The following is a 26,596-nucleotide window of genomic DNA, read 5'->3' on the forward strand; positions in this document are numbered from 1 at the left end:
GGGGGGGCCCCCCGACCCGGCCCGCGCCCCCCCCCCGGGGGGCCCCCACCGCCCCCCCCCCCCCCCCCCCCCCCGTGGGGGGGGGGGGGCCCCCCGGGCCCCGCCCCGCCCCCCCCCCCCCCCCCACGACCGCTACCGCTCAACTCGACTCGGGGGCGAGGACCACGAAGTCGGCGTTCGACGGGTCGACGCAGACGGCGAGACGGCCGACGCCTTCCGCGTCGTCCGGTCCCATCTGCACGTTGCCGCCGTTCTCGACGACCTTGGCGACCGCGGCGTCGCAGTCGGCGACGGCGAAGACCGGGTGCCAGTACGGCTTTCCGCCCGTGAGCGCGAGATCCTTCGCGGACAGCTTCATGAGGCCGCCCTGCATGCGCTCCTCCGCGAGCCCTGCCGGGGTGATGAGGGTGTACGTACCCCCGCCGCCGGGCATCGTCATGTCGCTGTACTGCCAGCCGAAGACAGCGCCGTAGAACTCCTTCGCGGCGGCGTCGTCGGTCGTGTACAGCTCGGTCCACGAGAGCGAACCCGGCTCGTCGACGAGCTCGACGCCCTTGTTCGTGCCCGGCTGCCAGACCGCGAACTGTCCTCCGTGCGGGTCGCTGAACTGGGCCATCCGGCCCCACTCGTCGAGGTCCGTCGGCGGAACCCGGACCGTTCCGCCCGCCCGCTCCACCGCCTGCCTCGTGGCGTCCGCGTCGGGGACGGAGTAGTAGATCATCCAGGCCGAGCGCGCACCCTCCTCGGTGAGTTTGCCGAGCCCGCCGACGATCTTTCCGTCCTTGCGGAACATCCCGCCCTCCATGTCCTCCCCCGCCTCCATGGACTCGTACTCCCATCCGAGCACGGCGCTGTAGAAGCGGGCGGCGGCCTGGACGTCGGGGGCGCCGAGGTCGAGCCAACAGGGGGAGCCGGGTACGAAGTCGGTGGTGATCATGGCAGTGACCTTTCGCAGTTCCGATACGCCCTTCAGCCTTCCACCGGACTCCGGCCCTCGCCCGCCGAGTGCCCGTCCGTCATCCAGGTGCCGTACCGAGCGGCGACGGACGGCGGCGCCGCGCCCGAGCCCGCCGAACTCGCCGAACCCGCCGAACTCGCCGAGCCGCCCGCACCCGCCGCCGCGATGAGTTCCGTGCTCGCCGCGCGTCTAATGGTCATAAGGACGCCGCACCACGCCGCACCCCGCACGAGAGCACCCGGAGGACACCATGCCGCCCACGTCGGACCGTTCCACCGGCGCGCTGCCCGGGCGCCCGCCCGTGGTCGACCTGGCCACCTGGCAGGCCGCCCGTGACGAGCTCCTGGTCCGCGAGAAGGCGCACACCCGCGAGGGCGACGCCATCGCCGCGGCCCGCCGCCGGCTGCCGATGGTGGAGTTCGACGGGACGGTCGAGGTCGTCGGGCCGGACGGCCCGGTCCCGTTCCTGGACCTCTTCCAGGGCCGCGACGAGCTCGTGGTCTACAAGCACATGTGGTACGACGGCGCTCCTCACCAGGGCCAGTGCGAGGGCTGCACGACCACGGCCTGGCACATGAAGGACGCCGTCTATCTCCACGCGCGCGGCGTCTCGTTCGCGGTGCTGACGACGGGCCCGTGGGACGAGGTGGCCGAGTACGTCGCGTTCATGGGCTACACCCAGCCCTGGTACTCGGTGCGCGACGCGGCGGAACCCGTCGGCGGGGAGATGGGGTACGTCGCCTGCTTCCTGCGCGACGGCGACCGCACGTTCCTCACGTACTCCACGACCGGACGGGGCAACGAACCCGTCAACGGGTCGCTCGGTCTGCTCGACATGACGCCCTACGGCCGCCGCGAGGGGTGGGAGGAGAACCCCGAGGGCTGGCCCGAGGCCCCCGACGCCGGGTCGCCGGTCGGTGGGCACGGTGCGCCGATCTGCTGGTACTGGCGTACGGATGCCGACGGTGTCGCCACATGGGGGCCGACCGGCCGGCCCGTACCGCAGTGGACCCGCCCCGGCGCGACCCCCGTGGAGACGCTCGGCCGGCACGGCGATCCCCACTGACGGCCGCGCGTCGGCGCGCTCAGGCCCCCGCCGCGTCCCCGGCCGCCACCGGCGGCGCGGCCTGCGGCTCCGGGGCGGCCTCGGTCGCGCCGTACGCCGAGGCGAAGGTGAAGGCGCGCGGGGACGGCCCGTTCGCCCGCAGGTCGGCCAGCCGCTCCAGCGCCTCGCCGACGGTCGGCAGGTGCCCGGCCGGGACCCACCACAGCACCAGGTGGGCCTCGACGTGCCGCTCGAACCACTCGCGCCGCCGCCGCATCGCCTCGAGGTGTCCGCTCCGGTAGGCGAAGTCCCACAGGGCCTCCTGCGTCCGCCACACCGACAGGTTGACGATGACGTCCTGACCCGCGGGGCGCAGGCCGGTGGCGTCGGCGGCGCCGTCCTCCACGAGCCGCCACACGAAGCCCGGCGCGTCGTCGGCGGCGGCGTTGACCGGGTCGAGCAGCTCGACGAACGGCGCGATGCGCGGGTCGTCCAAGGGGTGACGGAGCGTCGCGACGTTGAGTTGGGCGAGGTGGGCGGCAGGAGGCGTGGATGCGGTCATGTCCTCATCCCAGCACGGCCCGATTTTCTATGTCAACCACCATTGTTTTTAGAACTCTCCACCACCACGCAGCACTCCCCCGGGCGCGCGTCCATGCGAGCGCGCACGGGACCGTCCGTACCGATCAGGCCCTCCAGAAGCGCGAGGTTCATCCCGCAGACGAGCGGCGGGAAGCGTTCCGCGACGGCGTGGAAGGGGCAGTTGCGCATGCGTACGACGGGCGCGGTCTCTCCGGGCGCCCTGGGCTCCCCTTCGACGCCTTCGACTCCTTCGACGCCTTCGACATGCGGTTCGTAGCCGCGGGCGGCCAGCACCTCCATGGCCTCCGCCAGGCTGCCGCAGGGTGCCGCCGAGCCCCGCAGAGCCTCACCGCGGCGGCGCGCGGCGGCGCAGAGCCCGGCGTCGAGGCCGGCCTGCTCGGCGGCCTCGGCGAGCAGTTCGGCGGCGGTGCGGTAGTCGCGGGCGGGCAGCGACACCGACCGCTCCCCCGGCGCCCGCGTGTACACCTTTGCGGGCCGGCCGGCCCCCGGCCCCGTGCGTCCCGTCAGACGGCGGCTCCCGCTCTCCAGAAGCCCGGCCTCGGTCAGCCTGTCCAGATGGTGCGCGGCGAGCGTGCGCGCCACGCCGGTCGCCTCGGCGGCCTCGTTGCGGCCGACCTCGCGCCCCTGCGCGGCCACGTACTCGTACAGCCGACGCCGCACCGGGTCCTGCAGCATCGCGATCGCGTTGATGTCCTCCACCTGGCCATTCTAGGAACGACACAGGTTGGAGATAGAAGAGCGGAGCGGCTCGCGACGACCGTTCCATTACCGTCCCGTACCGGCCACGCGCAAGACATCGACCGGTAAATCCTCGCCGACGCATTAGACTGGCGGGCTGTTTGGCGCCGGAAGGGAACAACCTGGGCAGACCCGGGCTCCCCCGGCTACCCGGACGTTGCCGGGAACGAGACACGAGGTCCGATGGCAGCCACCCCTGAGCACGGTGAATCCACTCTGCTCCACGACGAGGGCGCGTGGGAGGAGGAGACCGGCAAGTTCGCCCGGTTCTCCGCCGGGCCCGCGGCCCCGGTGCGCACCCTCGTCGACATCTTCGAGGCGTCCGCACGGGCCTACCCGGACGAGCTCGCCCTCGACGACGGCAGTGCCCGGCTGACCTACCGCGCCCTCGCCGCCGAGGTCGAGCGCCGGCGACGCGCCCTGGTCGCCGCCGGTGTGGGGCGCGGCGACCGGGTCGGTGTCCGTGTGCCCTCCGGGACCAACGAGCTGTACGTGGCCGTCCTCGCCGTCCTCGCCGCGGGCGCCGCCTATGTGCCGGTCGACGCCGAGGACCCGGACGACCGGGCCGAGCTGGTCTTCGGCGAGGCCGGGGTACGCGCCGTCGTCGGCGCCGGGCAGCGCATCGAGGTCGTCGCACAGGACGCGACCGGCCCCGCCGGAGCCCGTACCCCCGGCGCCACCCGCCCCGGCCCCGAGCACGACGCCTGGATCATCTTCACCTCGGGCTCCACGGGCCGGCCCAAGGGCGTCGCCGTCAGCCACCGCAGCGCCGCCGCGTTCGTGGACGCCGAGGCGGCGCTCTTCCTCGTCGAGGAGCCGATCGGCCCCGGTGACCGGGTCATGGCGGGGCTCTCGGTCGCCTTCGACGCCTCCTGCGAGGAGATGTGGCTGGCCTGGCGCTACGGCGCCTGCCTCGTGCCCGTCCCCCGCTCCCAGGTCCGCAGCGGCGCCGACCTCGGCCCCTGGCTGGTGGAGCAGGAGATCACCGTGGTCTCCACCGTGCCGACCCTGGCCGCGCTCTGGGAGCCGGAGACCCTCGATGAGGTCCGGCTACTGATCTTCGGCGGGGAGGCCTGCCCGCCCGAGCTGACCCAGCGCCTGGTAACCGAGGGCCGCGAGGTATGGAACACGTACGGCCCCACCGAGGCCACCGTCGTCGCCTGTGCCTCCCTCCTGACCGGCGAGGAGCCCATCCGGATCGGTCTGCCGCTGAACGGCTGGGAGCTGGCCGTGGTCGACGAGTCCGGCGAGCCGGTGCCGATGGGCGGCAGCGGTCAGCTGGTGATCGGCGGCGTCGGACTCGCCCGCTATCTCGACCCCGAGAAGGACGCGGAGAAGTACGCCCCGCTGGACTCCCTGGGCTGGGAACGCGCGTACCGCAGCGGCGACCTCGTCCGCGCCGAGCCGGAGGGCCTGGTCTTCCTGGGCCGCGGCGACGAGCAGATCAAGCTCGGAGGCCGCCGCATCGAGCTGGGCGAGGTGGACTCCGCACTGCAGGCCCTGCCCGGCGTCGCAGGCGCGGCCGCCGCCGTCCGCACCGCACGCAGCGGCAACCAGCTGCTCGTCGGCTACCTGGTCACCCAGGACGGCTGGGACCACGCGGCGGCGGTCGAGCGGCTGCGCGCCGAGCTCCCCGCCGCGCTCGTACCGCTGCTGGCACCCGTCCCCGAGCTGCCCACCCGCACGTCGGGCAAGGTGGACCGGGACGCGCTGCCCTGGCCCCTGCCCGAACTGGAGACCACCGGCCCCGCCGAGCAGTTGTACGGCACCGAGGCCTGGCTCGCCGAGCAGTGGACCGAGACGCTCGGCGTGACCGTCACCGGCGCGGCCGACGACTTCTTCGCGGTCGGCGGCAACAGCCTCGCCGCCGCCCAGCTCACCACCCGGCTGCGCACCCGCTATCCGAGCGCGGCGGTCGTCGACATCTACCAGCAGCCGACCCTGCGCAAGCTGGCCCGCCGTCTGGAGAAGTCCGTCCAGGACGACGGCGCCGCCCGGACCGTCGAGCCGGTACCGCTCCGCTCCGGGATCGTGCAGACCGTCCTGCTGCTCCCGCTCTTCACGGTGGTCGGGCTTCGCTGGTCGGTGGCGCTCCTCGCCCTGGGCAACGTCCTGCGCCGGCTCGGGCCCTACCCGTGGGCCCCGACGGCCTCGTGGTGGCTCGTCGCCGCCGGCGCGGCGCTGCTCTTCAGCCCGCCCGGCAGGCTCGCGATCGCCGCGGGCGGCGCGCGACTGCTGTTGCGCGGGGTGAAGGCGGGACGCCACCCGCGCGGCGGCAGCGTCCATCTGCGGCTGTGGACGGCCGAGCGCCTCGCCGAGTGCGTCGGCGCGACCTCGCTCACCGGATCCTGGCTGGAGCGCTACGCACGGGCGCTCGGCGCCAAGGTCGGCCCGGACGTCGACCTCCACTCGCTGCCGCCCGTCACGGGCATGCTCAAGCTCGGCCGCGGCTGCGCCGTGGAGTCCGAGGTGGACCTCTCCGGCTACTGGCTGGACGGCGACCGGCTGGAGATCGGCCCGGTCAAGGTCGGCGCGGGCGCGGTGGTCGGTACCCGCAGCATGCTGTTTCCCGGTGCGCGGGTCGGCAAGCGGGCCGAGGTGGCCCCCGGGTCGGCCGTGGCCGGACAGATCCCGACGGGGCAGCGCTGGGCCGGGTCTCCCGCGGGCAAGCTCGGCAAGGCGAAGCGGAACTGGCCCAAGGAGCGGCCGCCGCGCGCGCTGCGCTGGCGTGCCACGTACGGCGTGACCGGCTTCCTCCTCACGGCTCTGCCCGTGCTCGCCGCCCTGCCGGCGCTGCTCGTCGTGAGCCGCTTCGTCCCGGCCGGCGCCGGGCTCGCCGAGGCGCTGCCCGGGGCACTGCTCGCCGTGGTGCCCGGGGCGCTCGCCTACGGGTTCGCGTACGCGTCGCTGGTGCTGGTCTCGGTCCGGCTGCTCAGCCTGGGCCTGCGGACCGGAAGCCATCCGACACACAGCCGGGTCGCCTGGCAGGCGTGGACCGTCACCCAGCTGATGGACAGGGCGCGGGAGACGCTGTTCCCCCTCTACGCCGGGCTCATCACCCCGGTCTGGCTGAGGCTGCTCGGCATGAAGATCGGCCGCGGCGCGGAGGTGTCGACGGTGCTCGCGCTGCCGAGCCTCACCACCGTCGGCGAGGGCGCGTTCCTCGCCGACGACACCCTGACCGCACCGTACGAGCTGGGCGGCGGCTGGGTGCGGATCGGTCACTCCGAGATCGGGCGCCGGGCGTTCCTCGGCAACTCCGGCATGACCGCGCCGGGCCGCACCGTGCCCGACGACGGCCTGGTCGGGGTCTTGTCGGCGACGCCTCCGCGGGTTCGCGAAGGAGGAGCTGACGGCCGCGTTCCGGCTCCGCCAGACCCTGGCCGACTTCAAGGTCGGCCGGATCCTCGTGAACGGGCGGGCACCGCACTACACGCACCGGGGCGGCAGGCTCCGGGTCCGGCCGGCCAAGCCGCTGCCCGCCGGCGCCGCTTTCACCGTCGAGGTGCACTACGCGGGCAACCCCAAGCCGGTGCGCAGTCCCTGGGGCGGGCTCGGCTGGGAGGAGCTGACGGACGGCGCGCTGGTCGCGAGCCAGCCCGTCGGCGCACCCTCCTGGTACCCCTGCAACGACCGGCCCGCCGACAAGGCCTCGTACCAGATCTCGGTCAACACGCCCTCCGCGTACACCGTCGTGGCGGGCGGCCGGCTGCTCACCCGTACGACCAGGGCCAGCACGACCACCTGGGTGTACGAGCAGTCCGCGCCCACCTCCAGCTATCTGGTCGGTCTCTCGATCGGCATGTACCAGACGGTGCTGCTCGGCGACCCCGGGCTCGGTGGCGTGCCGCAGAGCGCCCATGTGCCGGCGCACCTCCTGCCGCGGTTCTCCCGGGACTTCGCCCGGCAACCCGCCATGATGCAGCTGTTCGAGGAGGTCTTCGGGCCCTATCCGTTCGGCGAGTACGCGGTGGTCGTCGCCGACGAGGAGCTGGACGTCCCGGTCGAGGCCCAGGGTCTCTCCCTCTTCGGCGCCAACCACGTCGACGGCGCGCGCGGCTCGGAGCGCCTGGTCGCCCACGAGCTGGCGCACCAGTGGTTCGGCAACAGCGTCACCATCGCCGACTGGCGGCACATCTGGCTGAACGAGGGGCTGGCGAAGTACGCGGAGTGGCTCTGGTCGGAGCGCTCAGGCGGCCGTTCGGCCCATGAACTGGCGGGGGTCGCCTACCGGATGCTGTCCGGGCTGCCCCAGGACCTGAAGCTGTCCGACCCCGGACGCAAGCTGATGTTCGACGACCGCCTGTACGAGCGCGGGGGGCTCACCGTGCACGCCGTCCGCTGCGCCCTCGGTGACGGCGCCTTCTTCCGGATGCTGCGCGACTGGGCGACCGTGCACCGCAACGGCGTGGTGACGACCGCGGGTTTCACCGCCCATGTCGCCCGTTACGCGGACGTGCCGGTGGACGATCTCCTGAGGGCCTGGCTGCACGAGCCGGCCCTCCCTCCGCTGCCCTCACCCAGGACCTCGCCGTCGATACCGGAGCGGCCCGCGTACCCGCCGACGAACGGCGGTTCCCCGGACCACGGGGGCGGGGCCTCCGCGTAGCCCCGCGAGGCGGACGGAAGACTGCGGCGGGAGCCCGTCGCGCCGCCGAGGCGTGTGCTCAGCCAGTCGCGGTAGTGGGTGGGCGCCTTGCGGGCGCCGTCCCCGGCGATGAGGACGTCGCCGGGGACGGCCGCGAACATGCCCGCCTGGTCGTCGACGACGACACGGGTGCCGTCACCGCGGGCAGCCAGGGTGATCCGGCCGATCTCGTCCCGAGTGAAGACATCCGGCCCGGCCACGTCGAGCGTCTCGCCGAGCGGAGCCCCGGTGGCCACCTCGGCGAGAGCGGCGGCCACGTCCGCCGAGGCGATGGGCTCGCTCACGGGAACCACGATCGCCGACCTCGTCGCGTCGGTCGGGGGTGACAGCGGCCCGGACGCCCTCCCGGGAATCGGCACCTGGCTGACGGCGGGACACGACGCCTCGGGGCTCGCCCACGGCGAGAACCCCGAGCGCGTGTCGGCTGTTCGCCGGCATCCGCCGGAGCGCGTGTTAGCTTCCGGGCATGGATCAACGCGTCAGTCTGATCACCCTCGGCGTCGCCGACCTCGGGCGTTCCAAGGCGTTCTACGAAAGCCTGGGCTGGCGGGGGCAGGAGGTCGAGGAGACCGTCTTCTTCCAGGCGGGCGGCCTCGGGGTCGTCCTTGGGGGCGCGAGAAGCTGGCGCGCGACTGCGGCCTCGACGACGCCGCCGGTACGGGCTTCGGCGGCATCGTCCTGGCGCACAACACGAACGCGCCGCAGGACGTCGACGCGCTCCTCGGGGCGGCTCGCCAGGCCGGCGGAACCGTCACCAAGCCGGCCGCGACGACGTCGTACGGGGGCTACGCGGGCTGCTTCGCCGACCCCGACGGGCACCTCTGGGAGATCGCCCACAACCCGGGCTTCCCCCTGGCCGACGACGGGTCCCTGACCATCCCGGACTTCGGTTCCCTGTGACAACACGCGGCCCCGGGCCAGGAACCGGCCGTACGGCTCCCGGCCCCGGTCCCGGCCCCGTCGTCCGCCGGCTCCGCACCTAGCGTCGCTGGCCGTTCGCGAAGTAGGCGACCAGTGCGGGGTCCAGCGGTGGCACGTCGTACGCCGCGCCGCCCTCGCGCAGCGAGCGCGTCGCCATGAAGCCGGCGGCCACGCTCATCCGGGCGGCCACCGGCGAGGTGTCCGTGGTGCCGCCGTCGCGGACGAAGCGGCAGAACTCCTCGATGATCCGCCGGTCGGAGCCGCCGTGACCGCCTTCCGCCTCGGGCACCTTGTGCACCGCGTCGGCGTCGGCGCGGTAGCCGCTCGGGCCGGTGTTCCAGACGCGCACCTCGTCGCCCGGGCTGTCGCCGAAGTTCTCCAGCCGGCCCTCGGTGCCGATCACCGTGTAGTTGCGCCAGTAGTCGGGGCTGAAGTGGCACTGCTGGTAGGCGGCGATGACGCCGTTGTCCAGCCGCATGTTCATGACGGACACGTCCTCGACATCCACGATGTGGTGCAGGTTCCGGCGCTCCCCCGGCGGCCACTCGAACTGGCGCAGCCAGCCCTCCGGCCGTGGCGTGCCGGGCTCGCGGCGCGGCAGGTCGCCGTAGACCATCAGGTCTCCGAGGGCGTTGACGCGCTGTGTGTACCCGCCGGCCAGCCAGTGGATCACGTCGATGTCGTGGGCCGCCTTCTGCAGGAGCAGCCCGGTGGTGCGGCGGCGGTCGGCGTGCCAGTCCTTGAAGTAGTAGTCACCGCCGTACGAGACGAAGTGCCGTACCCAGACGGTCTTCGGCTCGCCGATGTCGCCGCGGGCGATGATGTCGCGCATCAACCGGACGACGCCCATGTGCCGCATGTTGTGCCCGACGTAGAGGCGGCTGCCGGTCTCGTGCGCGGTGCGCAGGATGCTGTCGCACTCCTCGACCGTGATGCCCAGCGGCTTCTCCACGTACGCCGCCCTGCCCGCTTCGAGGACGTCGCAGGCGATGGCCTCGTGGGTGTCGTCGGGGCTGGCGACGATGACGGCGTCGATGGTGTCGTCGGCGAGGAGCGCCCGGTGGTCGGCGACGGCCGTCGCGCCGGGGAAGCGCTCGGGCACCCGGGCCCGGACCGCCGGGTCGAGGTCGGCGACCGCGGCGACGACCGAACCCTGCCCCGGACGGTGGGCGGAGACGGCGAGGTTGCCCCTGAGGCCCAGGCCGATGACGCCGATGCGAAGGTCGTCGGTCACTTGCCACCGCCCTGGGCGATGGCCTTCTCGAACTCGCGGCGCATGGCGTCGCCCGCGGCCCGCTGCCACGCGGGAAGGATCTCCTTCTTGAAGGAGGAGAGCGGCTTGCGGCCGGCCACGAGATCCGTGATGGCGCTGTAGAAGTCACCGGACGCGGAAGCGCCCTTGTTGGAGCTGGTGTCGGAGAAGAGGCCCGTCGTCGGATTGACCTGGGCGAGCTTCATCAGCTCGACCTCCGTCTGGTGGATGGCAGTGGTGACCTGCGGCTTTCCGGGCAGGTAGAGCGCCTGCGGGGAGTTGCCGAAGAAGGTGATGGCCTGCCGGGTGGTGAGCACCTCGGCGTTCCCCTTGGCGTTGAGCATGACGTCGCCGTCCTTGGAGCGGGTGTGATGGGTGCCTTCCGTCCCATAGTCGAGGAAGAGACGCTCCGTCGTTCCGAAAGGCGCGCAGAGGTAGTTCATGATCTGGAGCAGGGTGTCGATGCGGTCCTTGGGGACCTTGTTGTTGATGGCGGTGAACCCGACCGAGCCGTAGCCGAAGTTGAAGCTCGGCTCGGCGCCCGGTTCCGCGGCGAAGGGGACGATGACCTTGGCCGGCCAGTCGTACATGGCGCTGTCGTTGAGGAAGCCGGGGAACGACTGGACGTGGGCGCCGAGGAAGCCGCCCTCCAGCTTCTCCAAAGTCGTGGCGAGATTGGGGTCCGGCCAGAAGAGCTGCGCCTGCTGGCACTTGAGGGCGAACTCGAGCCCGGCGAGGAACTCGTCCGTCTCGAACGCGTGGGTGAGCTTGTCGCCGTCCAGCCGCCATCCGTTGGGCGCTCCGTACCACAGGGCGAACTGGTTGATGTGGTTGACGTAGGCGGGCTCCAGCACGTACTTCTTGCGCTTGGTGTCCAGGAGTTCCTTCCCCTTGTCGAGGAAGTCCTGCGCGGAGTCGAACCGTACGCCGCCCACCGGCTTCCAGAAGTCCTCGTTGGCGACGTAGACCTGACCCATGCGGCCGTACGGCACCGCGAGGCCCCAGAGTCTCCCGTTGAAGACGGCGGTCCGCCACGCGAAGTCGGGGATGTTGGCCAGGTTGGGGTACTTCCTGACGGCGTCGCCCCCGAGGTAGGGCGTCAGGTCGTGGAACTTCGCCGCGAGGAGCGCGGGTACGTTCTTCAGGCCCTGGTTCGGGGGGAACCACATGAGGTCGTGCAGGTCGCCGCCGGCCACGGTCGCGTTGAACTTGGCGCGGTAGACGTCCTCGGCGCCGAGCCCGTTCACGATCGTCATGCTCAGCTCCGAGCCGAGCCGCTTGTTGAGCTCCTGCCAGTAGGCGTTGCGGTTCATCGCAGGGGCCGCGGTGGTGAACGTCTCCGTGAGGACGGTGACCGGCTTTCCGTCGCCGGGCACCCCCGAGACGCTGCGGGTGGGGTTGGCGGGGTAGCGCAAGTACGCCGGGTCCAGGCCCTGGCCGTTGCCGGGCAGGTCCGGCGCGGCGGCCTTCGCCGGCACGTAGGTCGGCAGCTTCAGCCTGGCCGAGGCCTCCGCGCCGCCGCCCTTGGCCATGCCCGGTGCGGTACTGCAGGCGGCGAGTGCGCCGCCTCCTGCCACGGTGATGCCGGCGGCACCGGCGGCGCCGAGGAATCCACGACGGTTGAGGTTTCTGGAGGACATGACTCTCCTAGCAACGATGAACAAGGGGAGGGAGGGCGAAGGGCAGGACACGAAGGACGAACGGCGGCGGAGGAGGGCTCAGGCCTTGATCGCGCCGGTGAGGACACCCTTGGTGAAGTACTTCTGCAGGAAGGGGTAGACCGCGACGATCGGCAGGACGGCGAGGATGAGCACGGCCATCGAGAGCGAGGTGCTGGCCGGGAGCACGCTGACGCCCATCGCCTTGGCGTTGAAGGTGTCGCCCTGGAGGACGTACGAGCGCAGGACGACCTGCAGCGGCAGCTTCTCCGGGTCGTTGATGTAGAGCATCGCGTTGAAGAAGCTGTTCCAGTAGGTGACCGCGTAGAACATGCCGACCACGGCGATCACCGCTTTGGACAGCGGGAGCACGATCCTCAGCAGCACCTTGAGATCGCTCGCCCCGTCGAGGCGGGCCGCCTCGTGCAGTTCTTCCGGGATGCCCTGGAAGAAGGCCCGCACGACGATGACGTTGAAGGCGTTGAGCATGATGGGCACGACCATCGCGCCATAGGTGTCGAGCAGTCCCAGGGACTGCGCCACCAGGTAGTTGGGGATGATGCCCGGGGTGAACAGGAAGGTGCCCACCACGATGAGGAGCAACGGTTTCCCGGCGAGGGTCCCGGGCCGCGAGAGGCCGTAGGCGAGGCAGATCGTGCAGAGGAGGCTCAGCGCGGTGCCGACGAGCGTGACGCCGACGCTGACCAGCGCGGCGCGGGTGACCACGCCGCCGGAGAGCACCACCCGGTAGGCCTCCAGGGTCGGGTCCGTCGGAATGAGCACGTAGCCGCCGTTCGCGGCCAGTTCGGCCTTGGTGGACAGGCTGGTACCGATGGCGAGCAGGAACGGATAGCCGACCGCGACGATCATCGCGATGATGACCAGCAGCTTGAGTCCCTGGCCCGCCCTGGTGGGCTGCTCCATCCACACGGGACGCTCGGCGTGGCGCCGGCCGCGCCGGCTCCTGTCGAGAAGCGTCGACAGCGACACCATGCTCATCGGTAGACCCCCTGTTCGCCGAGGCGGTGAGCCAGCTTGTTCGCCAGGACGATCAGGACGAATCCGATGACGCCCTTCATGAGGCCGGCGGCGGTGGACATGCCCCAGTCCCCGTCGACGACGCCGTGGAAGTAGACGTAGGTGTCGAGCACCTCCGCCGCCTCCGCGCCGACGGCGTCACGCTGGAGCAGCATCTGCTCGAAGCCGACGGAGAGGATGTCCCCGAGCCGCAGGATCAGCAGCATGATCATGACGGGGCGGATGCCGGGCAGGGTGATGTGCCACATGCGTCGCAGCCACCCGGCGCCGTCCATGGCCGCCGACTCGTAGAGCGAGTTGTCTATGGACGCCATGGCGGCGAGGAAGATGATCGCGCCCCAGCCGGCGTCCTTCCAGACCGCCTGGGAGGTGAGGAGCAGGATGAACGTGTCGGGATTGTTCATGATGTTCCCGACGGGGACGCCGTTGTCGTTGAGCAGGCTCGTCACCGTGCCCGCGCCGCCGAAGACCTGCTGGAACATGCCCACGACCACGACCCAGGACAGGAAGTGCGGCAGGTAGACGACGGTCTGCATCAGCCGGCGGGTTCTGCTGCTGATCAGGGAGTTGAGGAAGAGCGCGAGGGCGATCGGTGCCGGGAAGTAGAAGAACAGCTGGACGACGCTGATCTCCAGGGTGTTCCACACCGCGGACCAGAACTCGGGCTGCTCCAGCAGCGCCGTGAAGTTCGCCCAGCCGACGAACGGGCTCTGCTGGAAGCCCAGATAGGTCTGGTAGTCCTGGAAGGCGATGACGTTGCCCGCCAGCGGCAGGTAGAAGAACACCGCGAAGTACAGGATGCCGGGTACGCAGAGGAGCAGCAGCATCCGGTCGCGCTTGAGACGGTCACGGAATCGCCGTCGGACGGCGACCTCGCCGCCCGTCCTCGCCGCCTCGGTACGCGACCGTGCGCGTCGGTCGGGCGGCGGAGCGGAATCGGGCGTGCCGGGACGGGGGGAAGCCGATGCGGGGGCGGACATGTTCACCTCCTGCGACGCGTGAGGGCGGGAAGGGCGTCGCCAGACGCCCTGGCCGGCGTGGGGCCCGGCCGTTCGATCGGGGGAGTCCGTCGGGTGCCCGGGCGGAGCCGGGTCGTCGACGCGGTCGTCGTACTCATCACAGGTGCTGCGCCTCAGTCGGTCCGGGGACTCGGATGAGGCAGGAGTCAACAGCGCGGGGCGTGACGGGGTCAAGACTTATATTAAAATGATTTTGGTAAGTGGCTCTGAAGCCCTCCCGAGCCACCTCCCACGCCTGGGCCTCCGCACCCCTTGCCGTTCCTGGCATCCCTGCATGTCAGGACGCCTGGGCCTCGACACCGGACAGCGCAGACGGGCTGCGACGAAATCCGCAGCTCTATCGTTTCCCTGTGAACTTTCGTAAGTAGGATGTCGGCCATGAACCAGCACGGCGGTGACGCCTCCCTGTTGCGGCGGTTGAACTCCGCCGCCGTCCTGCGCGTCCTGCGGAGCCGCTCCGCGGCCGCGACCCTGACCGAGCTGGCCCAGCAGGTGCAGGTCTCAAGGCCGACGGTCGAGACGATCATGGACGAACTGCTGGAGCAGGGGTGGGCCGAGGAGTGCGGCCAGGAGCGCGGTCAACGCGGCCGGCCCGCCAAGCGCTATCGCTTCCGCGCGTCGGCCGGGCGGGTCCTCGGGCTGAGCGTGGGCGCCTACCGGCTGCAGGCCGTGGGGGTCGATCTGAGCGGCCAGGTCACGCAGTCCCGCAAGGCGGCGATCTTCCCCGACATGACCGCGGACGAACGCCTGGACGCGATCGAGCGATTCGTCGCCGACTGCTCGGAGGAGCTGGGCCAGCGCCCCATGGCGGTGGGGGTGGGCACCACCGGGGTGGTCGACGGCACCGGGCGGGTCGTGAAGAGCTCCGTACTGCCCGGGTGGTCGGGCCTCGCGCTGCAGGAGGAGCTGGCGGCCAGGATCTCGGCGCCCGTCGTGGTCGAGAACGACGTCCGCCTCGCCGTCCTGGCCGAGCAGTGGCGGGGCGCCGCCGTCGCGCGCATGGACGTGCTCTACCTCTTCGCGGGCAACCGGATGTCGCTGGGCATGCTGATCGGAGGCAAGCCGTACCGCGGGGCCCACTCGGCTTCGGGCGAGATCGCCGAGCACGCCACCGGGCTCTGGCAGGTGTTCGGCCCCGCCATGGACTTCGCGACGGCGGTCGAACCGGGGGAGCTCCGTTCACCGGCGCAGGCCGCCGAGTTCGCCTTCGACAAGGCCGCGGCGGGCGACCCGCGGGCGGCGGAGGCGGTGACCGCGCTCGCGGTCGGGCTGGCGGAGAGCCTGGTGACGGTGGTGGGGCCCTTCGACCCGGAGATGGTCATCATCGGAGGCTCGCTGTCGAGCGGTGGGGCCCTGCTGGTGGAGCCCATCCAGGAGCACCTGAACCGGGCCTGTCTCTATCCGCCCGAGGTCGTGGCATCCGGCCTCGGCAGCGACTCGGTCGCCATCGGAGCGGCGAGGCTGGCTCTGGAGCACATGGAATCCGACATCGCTCTGGCCGACAAGTCGGGCATCGCGACCGTCTAGCGGCTTCCTCCCGACGTACGAGTCCCGTGGTGGAGAACCCGAGAGCATTAAGCCTAGCGATTTTAATAATGTGCGCTACTCTCCTCCTGCCGCAGGGAGGGGTACGCGACGGCCGTGCCCGAGGCGGGACAGGTCCGCGGATCCCTGCGTCATCACCGCACCCGTGGACAGGGGACACCGAGTCATGGCCGGCACCTCGCGCTACCACCTGCGCTATCAGCTCCTTCCCGGGCAGGACCCGCGCGAACTGGCCGAGTTCTGCCTCGCGCACGCGATCGACGAAGTGGTGCTGATCTACGGCTCCGAGGAACTGCACACCGGCCATCCGGCGGGAGCCGACGAGGACTTCTGGTTCGAGCACGTCGCCCACGCGCACAAGGTGCTCACGGAGCACGGCATCTCACTCGGTCTCAACCCCTGGGTGACGGCGGGCCATGCCGACCGGGGCCGCGTGCAGGATCTGGGATTCGCCCCCCTGGTCTCGCCCCGGGGCGAGGTCTCCACCGCCGCCGCCTCCTTCGCGTGCCCGGTCTGGCGCGACTGGCTCGCGTCGCACTACGGGCGCTTCGCCGGCCTCGGCTTCCGTGTGCTCTGGATCGAGGACGACTTCCGCTTCCACAACCACGCTCCCCTCACCTGGGGCGGCGGCTTCGAGCCCCTGATGCTCGACCGGTTCGCCGAGTTGGCCGGCGAACGCCCGTCCAGAGAGGAGCTCGTCGAGGCCGTCACCGGCGCGGGCGTGCACCCGTGGCGCGAGATCCTGCGCCGCACGTGGCGGACGGCGCAGCTGGAAGCGCTCGACGCGGTACGGGACGCCGTCGCGGGCCGCGCCCGGCTCGGCATCATGAGCTCCGGCCTGGGGTCGGCGTCCCTGGAAGGGCGCGACTGGAACGCCGTGTTCACCCGCTGCGACGTGCACCGCCCGCACTTCGCGCCGTACGGCGACCAGCCCGCCGCGTTCCTGTCGTACTCCGTCGCCATGCTCGAACTGCAGAGACCCCTGCGGCCCGACACGATCGAGGTCGCACCGGAGATCGAGAACTGGACGCACACGGAGTGGAGCAAGTCCGACACCCAGACATGGTCCGAGATGGTCACCGCCCAGCTCTCCGGCGCCGACGCCCTCCTTCTCGACCTGTTCCCGTTCGTCACCGGCGACCCCGCGCGCCATCCCCGCATCGGCCACATGCTCGACGCCTCACGCGCCGCACTCGACGCGACCGTCACCGACAGCCTCACGACCATCGGCGTGGGAATCCCCTGGTGGCCCGAGACCGCGGCGGCGATCCCGGGCGACGGAACGCTCCACGGCCTGGAGGCCGATCCCGTACGCACGGCACGCTTCCTCCTCTCGTACGGCATACCCGTCCAGGCCGGTCCCGCTCCCGTCGCGGCGCTCTTCGGCAGCACCGCCTGGGGCGTTCCCGACGAGGAGCTGCCTCGCCTGCTCTCCGGGGGCCTGCTCCTGGACGGAGCGGCCGCGGCGATCCTCGAGGAGCGTGGCCACGGCGCGTTGCTCGGCGTCCAGGTGGCCGGGATCGTCGAGCGGGACACCCCACAGCCGGAGCCGTACAGCATGGAGCACGTCCTCGACGCGGACGCGCTGCTGAGCGTGAACGTCCAGCCCGCGCTGGCCAGGGTCAGCGCCGCGCCCGGGGCCGAGGTCTGGACGCGCATCCTCACACCACGGCGCACCTACTGGGGCGACGGCCGTGTCGCGTACACCAACAGCCTGGGCGGCCGGGTCGTGACCATGGCCGCGTGCGCGCCCGAGTCGCTGGGCCGCTGCGACGACGGACAGCGCCTGGCCCAGCGCGTGATCCGCTTCCTCGGCGCCGATCTCCCCCTGGTCACCGGCGGCCCCCACCTCATCCCGCAGTACGGCGAGACGGGCGGCGGACGGCGGCTGGCGATCGCCAACGGTTCCGCCGACCCGGCACGCCCGGTGGTGGCGACCGACGCAGATCCGACGGCCCTCCTCCTGGAGCCCCTCCGGGCCCCGGTGCCGGTCCCGGTGCGGCGGGTGGGCGCGCACGTCCACGTCGAGGCCGACGTACCCCACCGCGGCTACGTGATCCTGCGGTGGCCGTGACCGCTGCGCTGTGCCGACGCCTGCACGGGCGACCTCCGACCTACGATGGCGCCCATGTCGATCATGTCTTCCATACCCGTCCTGCAGGGCCGCGACGCCACCGTCCGGTGCTCCGAGCAGGAGGAGTTGGTCCTGGAGCGCCCGGCCGAGAAGCTGACGATCCCCCTGCGAGCAGTCGCTCGTGTCCATGCCGAGGACAGGACCGTCACCGTCGAACTGAGGGCCCTTGCCGGGGGAGTGCCCCCTGCCCACCGGGTCGAGGATGTGAGCGCGGCCGCGGCCGCCGCCTTCGCCGACGCCGTGAACGCCCTGCTGCCGCAGCCGGTCGAGGACATCCACGGCGGCGCCCTCGTCGACGTGCGCACCTTCACCGAGACCTGGCTCCAGAGGTTCCGGCACCGACTCCGGCGGGTCATGCTCGGATACCTGGGCGGAATCCTCGCCCTGGCCGTCACCACCGCCGTCGCGGGGCCCGAGCGTACGGCCATGGCCGGCGCCGTGTTCATCGTGCCGCTGGGTCTCCTCGCCGCGGCGTTCCTGTGGATCGGCGTGGTGTGCGTGGTGCCGTGGTTCCGCGAACTGCGCCTGCGCAGGCACGGCGTGACGGTGGACGCGGTTCGGGCGGACGAGCCGGGAACGTACCGGTACACGGACAGCACCGGTGTCACGCGCCTCTTCTCCCACCCGGCCACCACCCCGTTCGTCCCGGTCGCCTACGACGCGCGGAACGCCGCGACGGTGCTCGTACTCCAGGACCCGTCCACGCGGCTCATCGACATCACGCTGGGTTCCTGCTTCCTCCTCGCGGGACTCGCCACGACCGCTGCCCCGATCGGGCTGGCCGTCATGACGATCCTCGACAGGCAGCTGCCCTGAGCGCGTTCCGCCGGGGGCCGGGCCGCACCGGCCCACGAAAACGTTCAAGGGGCCGTTTCAGAGTGATCTGAAACGGCCCCTTGATCTGCGACTCTTTCGAGTCGGGACGACAGGATTTGAACCTGCGACCCCTTGACCCCCAGTCAAGTGCGCTACCAAGCTGCGCCACGTCCCGATGCCCGTCTGACCTGGGGTTTCCCCCGGCTGAACGCGCATGAGAACAATACCGCACTTCCCCGGGTGGTCACGAACCGCTTTACGGAGTTGACCTCGACCAAGCTTGAGGTTGCACCGTGGGTGCCATGACGAACACGGACGTCGACCGGCTGCACGGCCTCATGGGCCTGATGACCGGCGACGAGAAGCACTCGCCCGCCGCCACCTCCACCCTCGACGCGCTCTGGGTCCTCTACGACCGCGTGCTCCGCGTCTCGCCCGAGAGCGTCGGGCGCCCCGACCGGGACCGGTTCCTGCTCTCCAAGGGGCACGGGCCGATGGCGTACTACGCCGTCCTCGCCGCCCAGGGCTTCCTCCCCGAGGAGCTGCTCAGCGGCTTCGGCTCGTACGACTCACCCCTCGGGCACCATCCCGACCGGACCCTCGTGCCGGGTGCCGAGATCGGCAGCGGCTCGCTGGGGCACGGGCTGCCGCTGGCCGTCGGGAGCGTGCTCGGGCTGCGGGCACAGAGGCTCACCGAACCCCGCGTGTGGGTGCTCATCGGCGACGCCGAGCTGGACGAGGGCAGCAACCACGAGGCCATCGCCTACGCGGGGCCCGCCGGCCTGGAGCAGCTGCACACGCTGGTGATCGACAACAGCTCCGCCACCTACGGCTGGCCCGGCGGGATCGCCTCGCGCTTCGAGGCCGCCGGATGGTCCGCCCAGACCGTCGACGGCCGCGATCACGACGCGCTGTACGCCGCCTTCACCACGCCCCACCCCGGACGTCCGCGTGCCGTCGTCGCCCGCGTCGAGCCCAAGAACGCCTGACCCCCTCCGAGGAGAACCCCACCATGGACACGATGCGCGAACGCTTCATCTCGACCACCGGCCGACTGCTCGACGAGGACCCCCGCCTCGCCCTCGTCCTCGCCGAGATCAGCATGGACGGCTTCCGGCAGGCGCAGCGGCGCCATCCGCACCGCGTGATCAACGTCGGCATCCGGGAGCAGCTGCTGATCGGCGCGGGCGGCGGGCTGGCGCTGACCGGGATGCGGCCGGTCATGCACACCTTCGCGAGCTTCCTGGTCGAGCGGCCCTTCGAGCAGCTCAAGCTGGACTTCGGGCACCAGGGAGTGGGCGGCGTCCTGGTGAGCGCCGGCGGGTCGTACGACTGGCCGGCCGGTGGCCTGACACACATGGCGCCGGGCGACGTGGCCCTGCTCGACACCCTCGACGGCTGGACGATCCACGTCCCCGGGCATCCGGACGAGGCGGAGACGCTGCTGCGCCAGGCCGTCGAGGGCGACGACCTCGTCTACGTACGGCTCTCGCTGCAGTCCAACACCACGCCCCGCCCGGTCACCGCCGGCTTCAGCACCGTCCGGGAGGGGCGCGACGGCGTCGTCGTCGCCGTCGGGCCCATGCTGGACAACGTGCTGGCCGCGACCGAGGGCCTGGACGTGACCGTCCTCTACGCCACCAGCGTCCGCCCCTTCGACGCCGAGAGCCTGCGCCGCGCGGTCGGCGCGGCCCGCCCGGACGTCGTCCTGGTCGAGCCGTACCTCGCCGGCACGTCGACCGCCGCCGCCAACGACGCCCTCGCCACGCTCCCCCATCGGGTCCTCGGGCTCGGTGTCGCCCGCCGCGAGCTGCGGAAGTACGGGACGATCGTGGAGCATCTGGCGGGCCACGGTCTCGACCCGGCCGGACTGCGCGAGCGCGTCACGGGCTTCCTCGGCCGCTGACCCAGCCCTTCCGCTCAGCCCTGCTGCGGGGGCGCGCCGACCTCCGGGTACTGGTCCCGAAGGCGGCGCGGCGCCGCCTGGCGCCAGGAATCGGCCAGGATGGCGCGGAGCTCGTCCTCGTCGTCGAGGGCCCCGATCCGGACACGTACCCAGGCGTAGTTGTCGTCGTGGCCCTGGCGGACGAAGAACTTGGCGGGCTCGGACGCGAGGAGTTCCTCGCGCTCCTCCTTGGGGCATTTCACCCCTATCGCCTGATCGTCGTCGTCCAGCGAGGCGAAGATCCTTCCGCTCGGTCCCGCGCGGAAGGTGGGCATGCCCCAGGCGAGCTTCTCGACCGCCCCGGGCAGGGAGAGCGCGATCCGGCGTACATCGTCGGCAGTGGCCATACGACGACCGTACGACCCGCCACTGACACCGACACCCGGACAGGGACGCGAGGCGCTCTTCCCCTGGCGCGCCCTCGCGGTGCACGCGCCGGTGCGTGCGCCTGTCACTCCCCGTGACGCGCCCCGGCGCCGCCCGGCACCGCCGTACGCTGCCTCCTCCTGCCGCCGCGAGGGGTCCACCGGCACGCGGCCCCCGTATTCCGGTACCACCCGGAACCGGTGCTTCCTCCGCGATTGCCGCCCCCATGGTGACCAGGTGGCACATGAGGTGATCCGACCGGCCTCACCGCCATATGACCGGCATTTTTTTGCCTTTGGCATGTGGCAGAAAGATGCCCACGGGGAATGCCCTGGTGACCCGCTCGAACTGGCCAACTCCCCAGAAACACAGCCAGTTTCAAACGTCAACCACTCCGGTTTCGGACAAACTCGGTGGCGATATTGATCCGCCCGAGAAAGATCAACACCATGGAGTGTCGGCCTGTTCGGGACGGGGCCACTGCCGATGCACCACCTGCTCGAACAACCGAACGAGCAGGCTTCGCAGGGGAGGTACTCGTATGGACAGCTACTTCAGCAGCCGACTCCATCATCAGCTCAGGGAAACCGTCCGGGACTTCGCCGAGCGAGAGGTCAGGCCGCGAATAGCGGAAATGGAATCATCACGCTCGGTGCACCATGAACTCTCGAGGCTCATCTGCGATCAAGGCTGGCTGGGCGCCACCATCAGCCAGGAATACGGCGGAATGGGCGCAGGACATCTGGCCAAAACCATTATCATCGAAGAACTCTCCCGGGTCAGCGGCGCCATGGGCGCCATGGTCCAGGCCTCACAGCTCGGCGCCGCGAAGATCGTCCACTTCGGCAGCGACGACCAGCGCAAGACCTGGCTTCCCGCCATCTCCGCCGGCGAGTGCCTCCCGACCATCGCGGTCACCGAACCCGAATCGGGCGGTCACGTCCTCGGCATGACGGCTGCTGCGGTCCGTGACGGCGACGACTACATCCTGAACGGCAGCAAGGTGTTCGTCGGCAACAGCCATGTCGGCGATCTGCACGGCGTCGTGGTCAGGACCGGTCCCGGATCGAAAGGTCTCACGGCCTTCCTGGTCGAATCGGATCGCCCCGGCTTCCGGCTCGGACCCCAGCAGCAGGCCATGGGGCTGCACGGCTTCAGCTTCGGCGAGCTCGTCTTCGAGAACTGCCGGGTACCGGCGGCCAACCGCCTCGGCGACGAGGGCGACGGCCTGGCCGTCGCGTACTCCTCCAGCGTCCTGTACGGCAGGGCCAACCTCACCGCGGTCTCGCTCGGCATCCACCAGGCGATCCTGGAGGAGACGACCCGGTTCTGCGCGGAGCGCCACCGTTACGGCAACCCCCTGCACCAGCTTCCCACGGTCAAGCTGAAGCTCGGCCAGATGCAGTCCCGGCTGATGACGGCCCGGCTCGCCGCGTACCACGCCGTGCATCTTCTCGACCAAGGCCTGTCCTGCGACGCCGAGTTGATGAACGCGAAGCTGGTCAATGTCGAGTCGGCGATCGACTCCGGCCGCAACGCGATGGAGATCCACGCGGCGGCGGGCCTCTTCACCAACCGCCCGATCGAGCGCTACCTCCGCGACGCGCACCACATCTTCGCCCCCGCCGGCACCTCCGACATCCAGCTGCTCCGGCTCGCCGAGGTCGCCCTCGGCCAGGACAAGGGCAGTTGGTCCGAGAAGCTCGCGGACCTCCTCAGGCTGGAGTCCGTGCATGCCTGAACGCGCAACACGCAGCAGCGCCCCGGCACGACCAGTGAGTCGTCCCGGGGCGCGTCCATGGAAGGCCGGCCGTTCGAAGGCAGGTCAGATCAGCCCTTCTTCACGGCGATGGATCTGCTCCACCAGCTCCGCCGCGAGCGACTTGATCTTCTCCAGACCCGCGCGGCCCCACGGCCGTACGTCCGTGTCGACCACGCAGATCGTGCCCAGCGCTATCCCCGTACGGTCGATCAGCGGCGCGCCCATGTACGAGCGGATGCCGATCTCGTCCACCACCGGGTTCCCGGCGAACCGCGGGTAGTCACAGACGTCCTCCAGGACCAGCGCCTTGCGTCGCACCACCACGTGCGGGCAGTACCCGTGGTCCCGCGCCATGTACCGACCGACGCCGCCACCGGCCGCCGCCGCTCCCAGGTCGCTTCCCGTGTGGGTGCCGGCCGGAGTGTGCAGCCCGGCGAAGAACTGCCGGTTCTCGTCGATGAAGTTGACCATCGAGAACGGGGCGCCGGTCACCTCCGCCAGCCGGCGGGCGAAGTCGTCGAACGCCTGCTCCGGACGCTCCCCGATGCCCAGCTCGCGCAGGCGGCGCACACGCGCGGGCGCGTCCTGGTCGACGGGGGTCAGCAGCAGATGACCGGTCGGGTCGTAGGTCATGACGGTGCTCCGTAGCTCGGCACGGGGGCCGGGATGGTGGTGAGCAGATGCTGGACGAGAGTGAGGAGGGTGCGGATGCCGGCGCTGGAGATCCGGGCGTCGCAGAGCACGACCGGCACCTCGGGGTTCAGATCGAGCGCCGCCCGCACCTCGTCCGGCTCGTAGCGGAACGCACCGTCGAACTCGTTGACCGCCACGACGAATCCGATCCCGCGCCGCTCGAAGAAGTCGACGGCGGAGAAGCAGTCCTGCAGCCGGCGGGTGTCGGCGAGGACGACCGCTCCGAGGGCGCCCTCGGAGAGCTCGTCCCACATGAACCAGAACCGTTCCTGGCCGGGGGTACCGAAGAGGTAGAGCACGTTCCTGTCGTCGAGGGTGATACGCCCGAAGTCCATCGCGACCGTGGTCGTGGTCTTCGACTCCACGCCCTCCAGGCTGTCCGTCGCGGCGCTGACCTGGGTCAGCAGCTCTTCGGTGCTCAGCGGTTCGATCTCGCTGACCGCGCCCACGAAGGTCGTCTTGCCCACGCCGAAGCCGCCCGCCACCAGGATCTTGAGCGCGGTGGGGAACGGGTCGGCCGCGCCACTCTCGTGGCGCTCAGAGCCGTTGTCGTAGGCCATCGAGCACTGCCTCCAGCAGGGAACGGTCGGTTGGGTTGGCGTGGAAGCGGGGCGCGCGGGCGGTGAGCGCCCCGCAGTCCACGAGATCGGAGAGCAGGACCTTGGTGACGACGGCCGGCAACCGTAAGTGCGCCGCGATCTCCGCCACCGACGTGGGTCCGGCGCACAGTCCGAGGGCCAGGCTGTGTTCGGGGCCCATATGCGGTTGGGGGGAGGAGCCGGTCGCCATCACCATGGAGAGGAGGTCCAGCGCGGTCGTCGGTCGGGTCCGGCCTCCGCTCACGGTGTACGGACGGATCAGCCGGCCCGCCGCGTCGTCGAGCCAGGGCCCCTCCTGTGAGGACGCCACGCTCACTGCCTTGTGATGCCCGCCGCGCCCGCGGCCTGTCTGGCGGGAGTGACGAGATACGGCCGCACGCTCTTGACGAGCATCGCCATCTCGTAGCCGAGGACGGCGGCGTCCGCCTCGCGCCCGGCCAGGACGGCCAGGCACGTGCCGGAGCCGGCGGTGGAGACGAACAGCAGGGTGGAGTCGAGCTCGACGACCACCTGCCGGACCTCGCCGCCGTCGCCGAACCGCGCGCCGGCGCTGCGGCCGAGCGAGTACAGCCCGGAGGCGAGCGCGGCCATGTGGTCGGCGGCGTCGGTGTCGAGGCCGTGCACCGACTTGACGAGGCCGTCGGAGGAGAGCAGTACCGCGTTCCGGGTGTACGGGACCCGCTGGACCAGGCCGCTCAGCAGCCAGTCGAGATCCGAGGAATGGCCGTTCGGCACATTGCTCGCCATGGTGATCTACTCCTTGTGCGCGTCATCGGGACGCAGCGCTTCTTGATGGGGTGCGGGCTGGGATTCGGCGAGTCCGATGCCGCGCTGGAAGGCGGCCATCAGACCGGGGTCGTGCAGGGCGTGCTCCTCGGGCGGGCGGGCCACGGGCTCGTCCCGCAGCTGCGGGACCAGGTGCTCCTGGGCGCGCCGCTTGGGGAGCAGGGGGCGGCCCGCCGACCGGGCGCGCTCGGCGGCCTCCGTCTGCTGGAACGGCACGGCGGAGGCGGGGCCGGTGTAGGTCAGGGGCCGGTACGTGGGTTCGGCGACCGGGGGTTCCGGAGCGGGCGCCGGGGTGCGTACGGACACGTGCGGGAGTGACTGTCCGGGCGTACGCACGGGAGGCGGTACGGGGGCGGAGGGCGGAGCCGCCGGTGACGCCGGTACGGGACCGGGCGCGGGTGCGGCCGCGGGCGCCGGGTGGGCGGGGCGGGCGGGCGGCTGCGGAGCGTGCTGTGGCCCGGCCTGAGGGACCTGCTGATGGACCGGCACAGGCTGCGGGAGCGGCTGAGGGGCCTGCTGGGTCCGCTGGGGAGGCTGCTGGGGGGCCTGCTGCATCCGGGGAGGCGGTACGGGCGCCGGGCCGGCGGCCACGGCGGGCGCCTGGCCGTCGGTGCGCGCGAGCCCCTCGGGGTCGGAGCCGAGAAGCCCCTGCGGGAGCACGAGGACCGCCTGGATGCCGCCGTAGATGTTGGACTGGAGGCGTACCGCGATGCCGTGGCGCCGCGCGAGCGCGGAGACGACGAAGAGTCCGATGCGGCCGTCCTGGAGCAGGTGGGCCACGTTCACCTGGTCGGGGTCGGCGAGGAGCGCGTTCATCTTGTTCTGCTCGGTGACCGGCATGCCGAGTCCGCGGTCCTCGACCTCGATCGCGAGGCCCGCGGTGACGTACTGGGCCCGCAGCAGCACGGTGGTGTGCGGCGCGGAGAACAGCGTCGCGTTCTCGACGAGTTCGGCCAGGAGGTGGATGACGTCGGCCACGGCATGGCCGCGGAGCGTGCCGTCGATCGGCGGGACCAGCTTCACACGCGGGTACTGCTCGACCTCGGCGATCGAGGAGCGCAGCACCTCGGTCATCGTGACCGGGTTCGACCACTGCCGGCGGGAGATGGCGCCACCGAGCACGGCGAGGTTCTCCGCGTGGCGTCGGATGCGGGTGGCCAGGTGGTCGACGTGGAACAGGCCCTTGAGCAGCTCCGGGTCCTCGACCTCGTTCTCCAGCTCGTCCAGGAGCTGGATCTCGCGGTGCACGAGGGACTGCAGGCGCCGGGCGAGGTTGACGAAGACCTCGACCTTCTGCTCGTTGCCGACGCTGCTGGAGAGCCGGGAGGCCTGCACCACGGCGGCCACGGCCGCCTCATGGGAGCGGGAGAGCTCTTGGGCGAGCAGGTCGAACTCGTCGCCGGACGAGGCGGCGGGCGGGGTGACCGGGCGGGCCGGGGCACCTTCGCCGCGTCGTAACTGCTCGACGATCGTCCGTAGTTCGCTCTGGCCGCGGGCGCTGGATCGGCGCAGGGCGTTGCAGCGGTCGAGCACGGACTTGGCCGCCCGGTCGGCGCCGAGCGCGGCTGCGGTCACGGAGGCGACCGTGAGGGCGGCGGCGCCGGTCAGCGCGGCCCAGAGACCGGGGGTCGGACCGGCTCCGGTGGAGCGGACGGTGAAGATGACGGCGGCGGCGCCGCCGAGTGCGACCGCGACGGCGGGAAGCACGGAGGTGCGCAGGAGTTGGGAGCGTATGCGGGCTTCCGTCGGGAGCGGCGCGGATTGCCGCGCGGGGTGGGGAGCCCCCGCACCGGAAGCGGAACGAGCGCCTGACCGGCCGTGCCGTCCGCCTTCGCGGCGTTCGGACCGCGCGGCGGGTGCGCGAAGTTGAGACATGAGTGTCCTTGGTACGTGCCCAGGAGTCGGCGTACTACGGGGGTGTACTACGTGGGTCGGATGAGCCTACCGATGATCACCAACCACCCACTCTAGACGTCAACCGTTCATTCGCGGCGCGCAGTTGGCAAAGTTCCCCGGAGAGGGGACCCAGTCTGCTATCACCCTTCGCACGACAGGCCGAGAACGGGTGGC

At 71.4% G+C, this 26,596-nt stretch carries 22 protein-coding genes, 1 tRNA gene and 3 pseudogenes; 10 read left to right on the forward strand and 16 right to left on the reverse strand.

What is annotated here, in order from left to right; all coding sequences use genetic code 11:
• Positions 1 to 139: 139 nt before the first annotated feature.
• Both ACZ3IJ_RS30110 and ACZ3IJ_RS30115 read right to left on the reverse strand, forming a co-directional pair.
• Positions 140 to 937: a VOC family protein gene (locus ACZ3IJ_RS30110; protein WP_467473236.1), complete on the reverse strand. Its 798-nt coding sequence runs from the start codon at positions 935 to 937 to the stop codon at positions 140 to 142.
• A gap of 32 nt (positions 938 to 969) precedes the next feature.
• A complete protein-coding gene (locus tag ACZ3IJ_RS30115) occupies positions 970 to 1,158 on the reverse strand; it encodes a hypothetical protein (protein ID WP_467473239.1) in 189 nt (62 codons plus the stop codon).
• A gap of 50 nt (positions 1,159 to 1,208) precedes the next feature.
• On the opposite strand from ACZ3IJ_RS30115, the gene ACZ3IJ_RS30120 reads away from it, so the two are divergent.
• Entirely contained in the window at positions 1,209 to 2,024 is an 816-nt protein-coding gene (locus tag ACZ3IJ_RS30120; protein WP_467473241.1) for a DUF899 domain-containing protein, read from the forward strand.
• 19 nt (positions 2,025 to 2,043) lie between these two features.
• Here ACZ3IJ_RS30120 and ACZ3IJ_RS30125 read toward each other — a convergent pair whose 3' ends face one another.
• Both ACZ3IJ_RS30125 and ACZ3IJ_RS30130 read right to left on the reverse strand, forming a co-directional pair.
• On the reverse strand, positions 2,044 to 2,565 hold the full coding sequence (locus ACZ3IJ_RS30125) for a DUF3291 domain-containing protein (protein ID WP_467473243.1): 522 nt from the start codon (positions 2,563 to 2,565) through the stop codon (positions 2,044 to 2,046).
• Positions 2,566 to 2,597: 32 nt separating this feature from the next.
• Positions 2,598 to 3,305: a helix-turn-helix transcriptional regulator gene (locus ACZ3IJ_RS30130; protein WP_467473245.1), complete on the reverse strand. Its 708-nt coding sequence runs from the start codon at positions 3,303 to 3,305 to the stop codon at positions 2,598 to 2,600.
• 222 nt (positions 3,306 to 3,527) lie between these two features.
• Here ACZ3IJ_RS30130 and ACZ3IJ_RS30135 point away from each other — a divergent pair.
• Positions 3,528 to 6,689, forward strand: a pseudogene (locus tag ACZ3IJ_RS30135) (Pls/PosA family non-ribosomal peptide synthetase); the annotation flags it as partial.
• Between the two features lie 187 nt (positions 6,690 to 6,876).
• On the forward strand, positions 6,877 to 7,953 hold the full coding sequence (locus tag ACZ3IJ_RS30140; protein WP_467473531.1) for a M1 family metallopeptidase: 1,077 nt from the start codon (positions 6,877 to 6,879) through the stop codon (positions 7,951 to 7,953).
• A gap of 56 nt (positions 7,954 to 8,009) precedes the next feature.
• On the opposite strand, the pseudogene ACZ3IJ_RS30145 reads toward ACZ3IJ_RS30140, so the two are convergent.
• Positions 8,010 to 8,270: pseudogene (locus tag ACZ3IJ_RS30145) on the reverse strand (LysR family transcriptional regulator); the annotation flags it as partial.
• 188 nt (positions 8,271 to 8,458) lie between these two features.
• Here ACZ3IJ_RS30145 and ACZ3IJ_RS30150 point away from each other — a divergent pair.
• Positions 8,459 to 8,892, forward strand: a pseudogene (locus tag ACZ3IJ_RS30150) (VOC family protein).
• Between the two features lie 79 nt (positions 8,893 to 8,971).
• Here the strand turns inward: ACZ3IJ_RS30150 and ACZ3IJ_RS30155 are convergent.
• The 4 genes from ACZ3IJ_RS30155 to ACZ3IJ_RS30170 form a co-directional block, all read right to left on the reverse strand.
• Positions 8,972 to 10,147: a Gfo/Idh/MocA family protein gene (locus ACZ3IJ_RS30155; RefSeq protein WP_467473248.1), complete on the reverse strand. Its 1,176-nt coding sequence runs from the start codon at positions 10,145 to 10,147 to the stop codon at positions 8,972 to 8,974.
• Positions 10,144 to 11,805, reverse strand: coding sequence for a type 2 periplasmic-binding domain-containing protein (locus ACZ3IJ_RS30160; RefSeq protein ID WP_467473250.1), 1,662 nt, complete (start codon positions 11,803 to 11,805; stop codon positions 10,144 to 10,146). The genes ACZ3IJ_RS30155 and ACZ3IJ_RS30160 overlap by 4 nt, the downstream gene beginning before the upstream one ends.
• Positions 11,806 to 11,883: 78 nt before the next feature.
• On the reverse strand, positions 11,884 to 12,816 hold the full coding sequence (locus ACZ3IJ_RS30165) for a carbohydrate ABC transporter permease (RefSeq protein ID WP_467473532.1): 933 nt from the start codon (positions 12,814 to 12,816) through the stop codon (positions 11,884 to 11,886).
• 2 nt (positions 12,817 to 12,818) lie between these two features.
• Positions 12,819 to 13,841 carry an ABC transporter permease gene (locus tag ACZ3IJ_RS30170; RefSeq protein WP_467473253.1) on the reverse strand — a complete coding sequence of 341 codons (1,023 nt, stop codon included), beginning with the start codon at positions 13,839 to 13,841 and terminating at the stop codon, positions 12,819 to 12,821.
• 417 nt (positions 13,842 to 14,258) lie between these two features.
• Here ACZ3IJ_RS30170 and ACZ3IJ_RS30175 point away from each other — a divergent pair, with 417 nt between their 5' ends.
• The 3 genes from ACZ3IJ_RS30175 to ACZ3IJ_RS30185 all read left to right on the forward strand — a co-directional run bounded on the left by ACZ3IJ_RS30175 (position 14,259) and on the right by ACZ3IJ_RS30185 (position 18,375).
• Positions 14,259 to 15,407, forward strand: a complete 1,149-nt coding sequence (locus ACZ3IJ_RS30175; RefSeq protein WP_467473256.1) for an ROK family protein — start codon at positions 14,259 to 14,261, stop codon at positions 15,405 to 15,407.
• Between the two features lie 184 nt (positions 15,408 to 15,591).
• Complete coding sequence (locus ACZ3IJ_RS30180) at positions 15,592 to 17,499, forward strand: hypothetical protein (protein WP_467473258.1); 1,908 nt, start codon at positions 15,592 to 15,594, stop codon at positions 17,497 to 17,499.
• 54 nt (positions 17,500 to 17,553) lie between these two features.
• Positions 17,554 to 18,375 carry a hypothetical protein gene (locus ACZ3IJ_RS30185; RefSeq protein ID WP_467473260.1) on the forward strand — a complete coding sequence of 274 codons (822 nt, stop codon included), beginning with the start codon at positions 17,554 to 17,556 and terminating at the stop codon, positions 18,373 to 18,375.
• Positions 18,376 to 18,476: 101 nt separating this feature from the next.
• Here the strand turns inward: ACZ3IJ_RS30185 and ACZ3IJ_RS30190 are convergent.
• Positions 18,477 to 18,550: transfer RNA gene (locus tag ACZ3IJ_RS30190), tRNA-Pro, on the reverse strand.
• 127 nt (positions 18,551 to 18,677) lie between these two features.
• On the opposite strand from ACZ3IJ_RS30190, the gene ACZ3IJ_RS30195 reads away from it, so the two are divergent.
• Together ACZ3IJ_RS30195 and ACZ3IJ_RS30200 are read left to right on the forward strand one after the other, a co-directional pair.
• Positions 18,678 to 19,364 carry a transketolase gene (locus tag ACZ3IJ_RS30195; RefSeq protein WP_467473263.1) on the forward strand — a complete coding sequence of 229 codons (687 nt, stop codon included), beginning with the start codon at positions 18,678 to 18,680 and terminating at the stop codon, positions 19,362 to 19,364.
• A gap of 23 nt (positions 19,365 to 19,387) precedes the next feature.
• Positions 19,388 to 20,281, forward strand: a complete 894-nt coding sequence (locus ACZ3IJ_RS30200) for a transketolase family protein (protein ID WP_467473265.1) — start codon at positions 19,388 to 19,390, stop codon at positions 20,279 to 20,281.
• A 14-nt stretch (positions 20,282 to 20,295) separates the two neighbouring features.
• Here the strand turns inward: ACZ3IJ_RS30200 and ACZ3IJ_RS30205 are convergent, their stop codons facing one another.
• A complete protein-coding gene (locus ACZ3IJ_RS30205; protein WP_467473268.1) occupies positions 20,296 to 20,667 on the reverse strand; it encodes an MmcQ/YjbR family DNA-binding protein in 372 nt (123 codons plus the stop codon).
• Positions 20,668 to 21,227: 560 nt separating this feature from the next.
• Between ACZ3IJ_RS30205 and ACZ3IJ_RS30210 the strand changes: the two genes are divergently transcribed.
• Complete coding sequence (locus ACZ3IJ_RS30210) at positions 21,228 to 22,427, forward strand: acyl-CoA dehydrogenase family protein (RefSeq protein WP_467473270.1); 1,200 nt, start codon at positions 21,228 to 21,230, stop codon at positions 22,425 to 22,427.
• A gap of 84 nt (positions 22,428 to 22,511) precedes the next feature.
• On the opposite strand, the gene ACZ3IJ_RS30215 is transcribed toward ACZ3IJ_RS30210, so the two are convergent.
• Genes ACZ3IJ_RS30215 through ACZ3IJ_RS30235 form a run of 5 tightly spaced genes read right to left on the reverse strand, consistent with a single transcriptional unit; the run spans position 22,512 to position 26,401 of the window.
• On the reverse strand, positions 22,512 to 23,081 hold the full coding sequence (locus ACZ3IJ_RS30215; protein WP_391796676.1) for a GAF domain-containing protein: 570 nt from the start codon (positions 23,079 to 23,081) through the stop codon (positions 22,512 to 22,514).
• Positions 23,078 to 23,701 (reverse strand): GTP-binding protein, encoded by a 624-nt coding sequence (locus tag ACZ3IJ_RS30220; RefSeq protein ID WP_391796677.1) that lies wholly within the window; start codon positions 23,699 to 23,701, stop codon positions 23,078 to 23,080. The genes ACZ3IJ_RS30215 and ACZ3IJ_RS30220 overlap by 4 nt, the downstream gene beginning before the upstream one ends.
• Positions 23,679 to 24,050, reverse strand: a complete 372-nt coding sequence (locus ACZ3IJ_RS30225; protein WP_352186157.1) for a DUF742 domain-containing protein — start codon at positions 24,048 to 24,050, stop codon at positions 23,679 to 23,681. The genes ACZ3IJ_RS30220 and ACZ3IJ_RS30225 overlap by 23 nt, the downstream gene beginning before the upstream one ends.
• A 2-nt stretch (positions 24,051 to 24,052) precedes the next feature.
• Positions 24,053 to 24,487, reverse strand: a complete 435-nt coding sequence (locus ACZ3IJ_RS30230) for a roadblock/LC7 domain-containing protein (protein ID WP_383774637.1) — start codon at positions 24,485 to 24,487, stop codon at positions 24,053 to 24,055.
• Between the two features lie 6 nt (positions 24,488 to 24,493).
• Positions 24,494 to 26,401: a sensor histidine kinase gene (locus tag ACZ3IJ_RS30235; RefSeq protein WP_467473274.1), complete on the reverse strand. Its 1,908-nt coding sequence runs from the start codon at positions 26,399 to 26,401 to the stop codon at positions 24,494 to 24,496.
• Between the last annotated feature and the right edge of the window lie 195 nt (positions 26,402 to 26,596).

This window comes from Streptomyces sp. NPDC013317 (assembly GCF_055563155.1).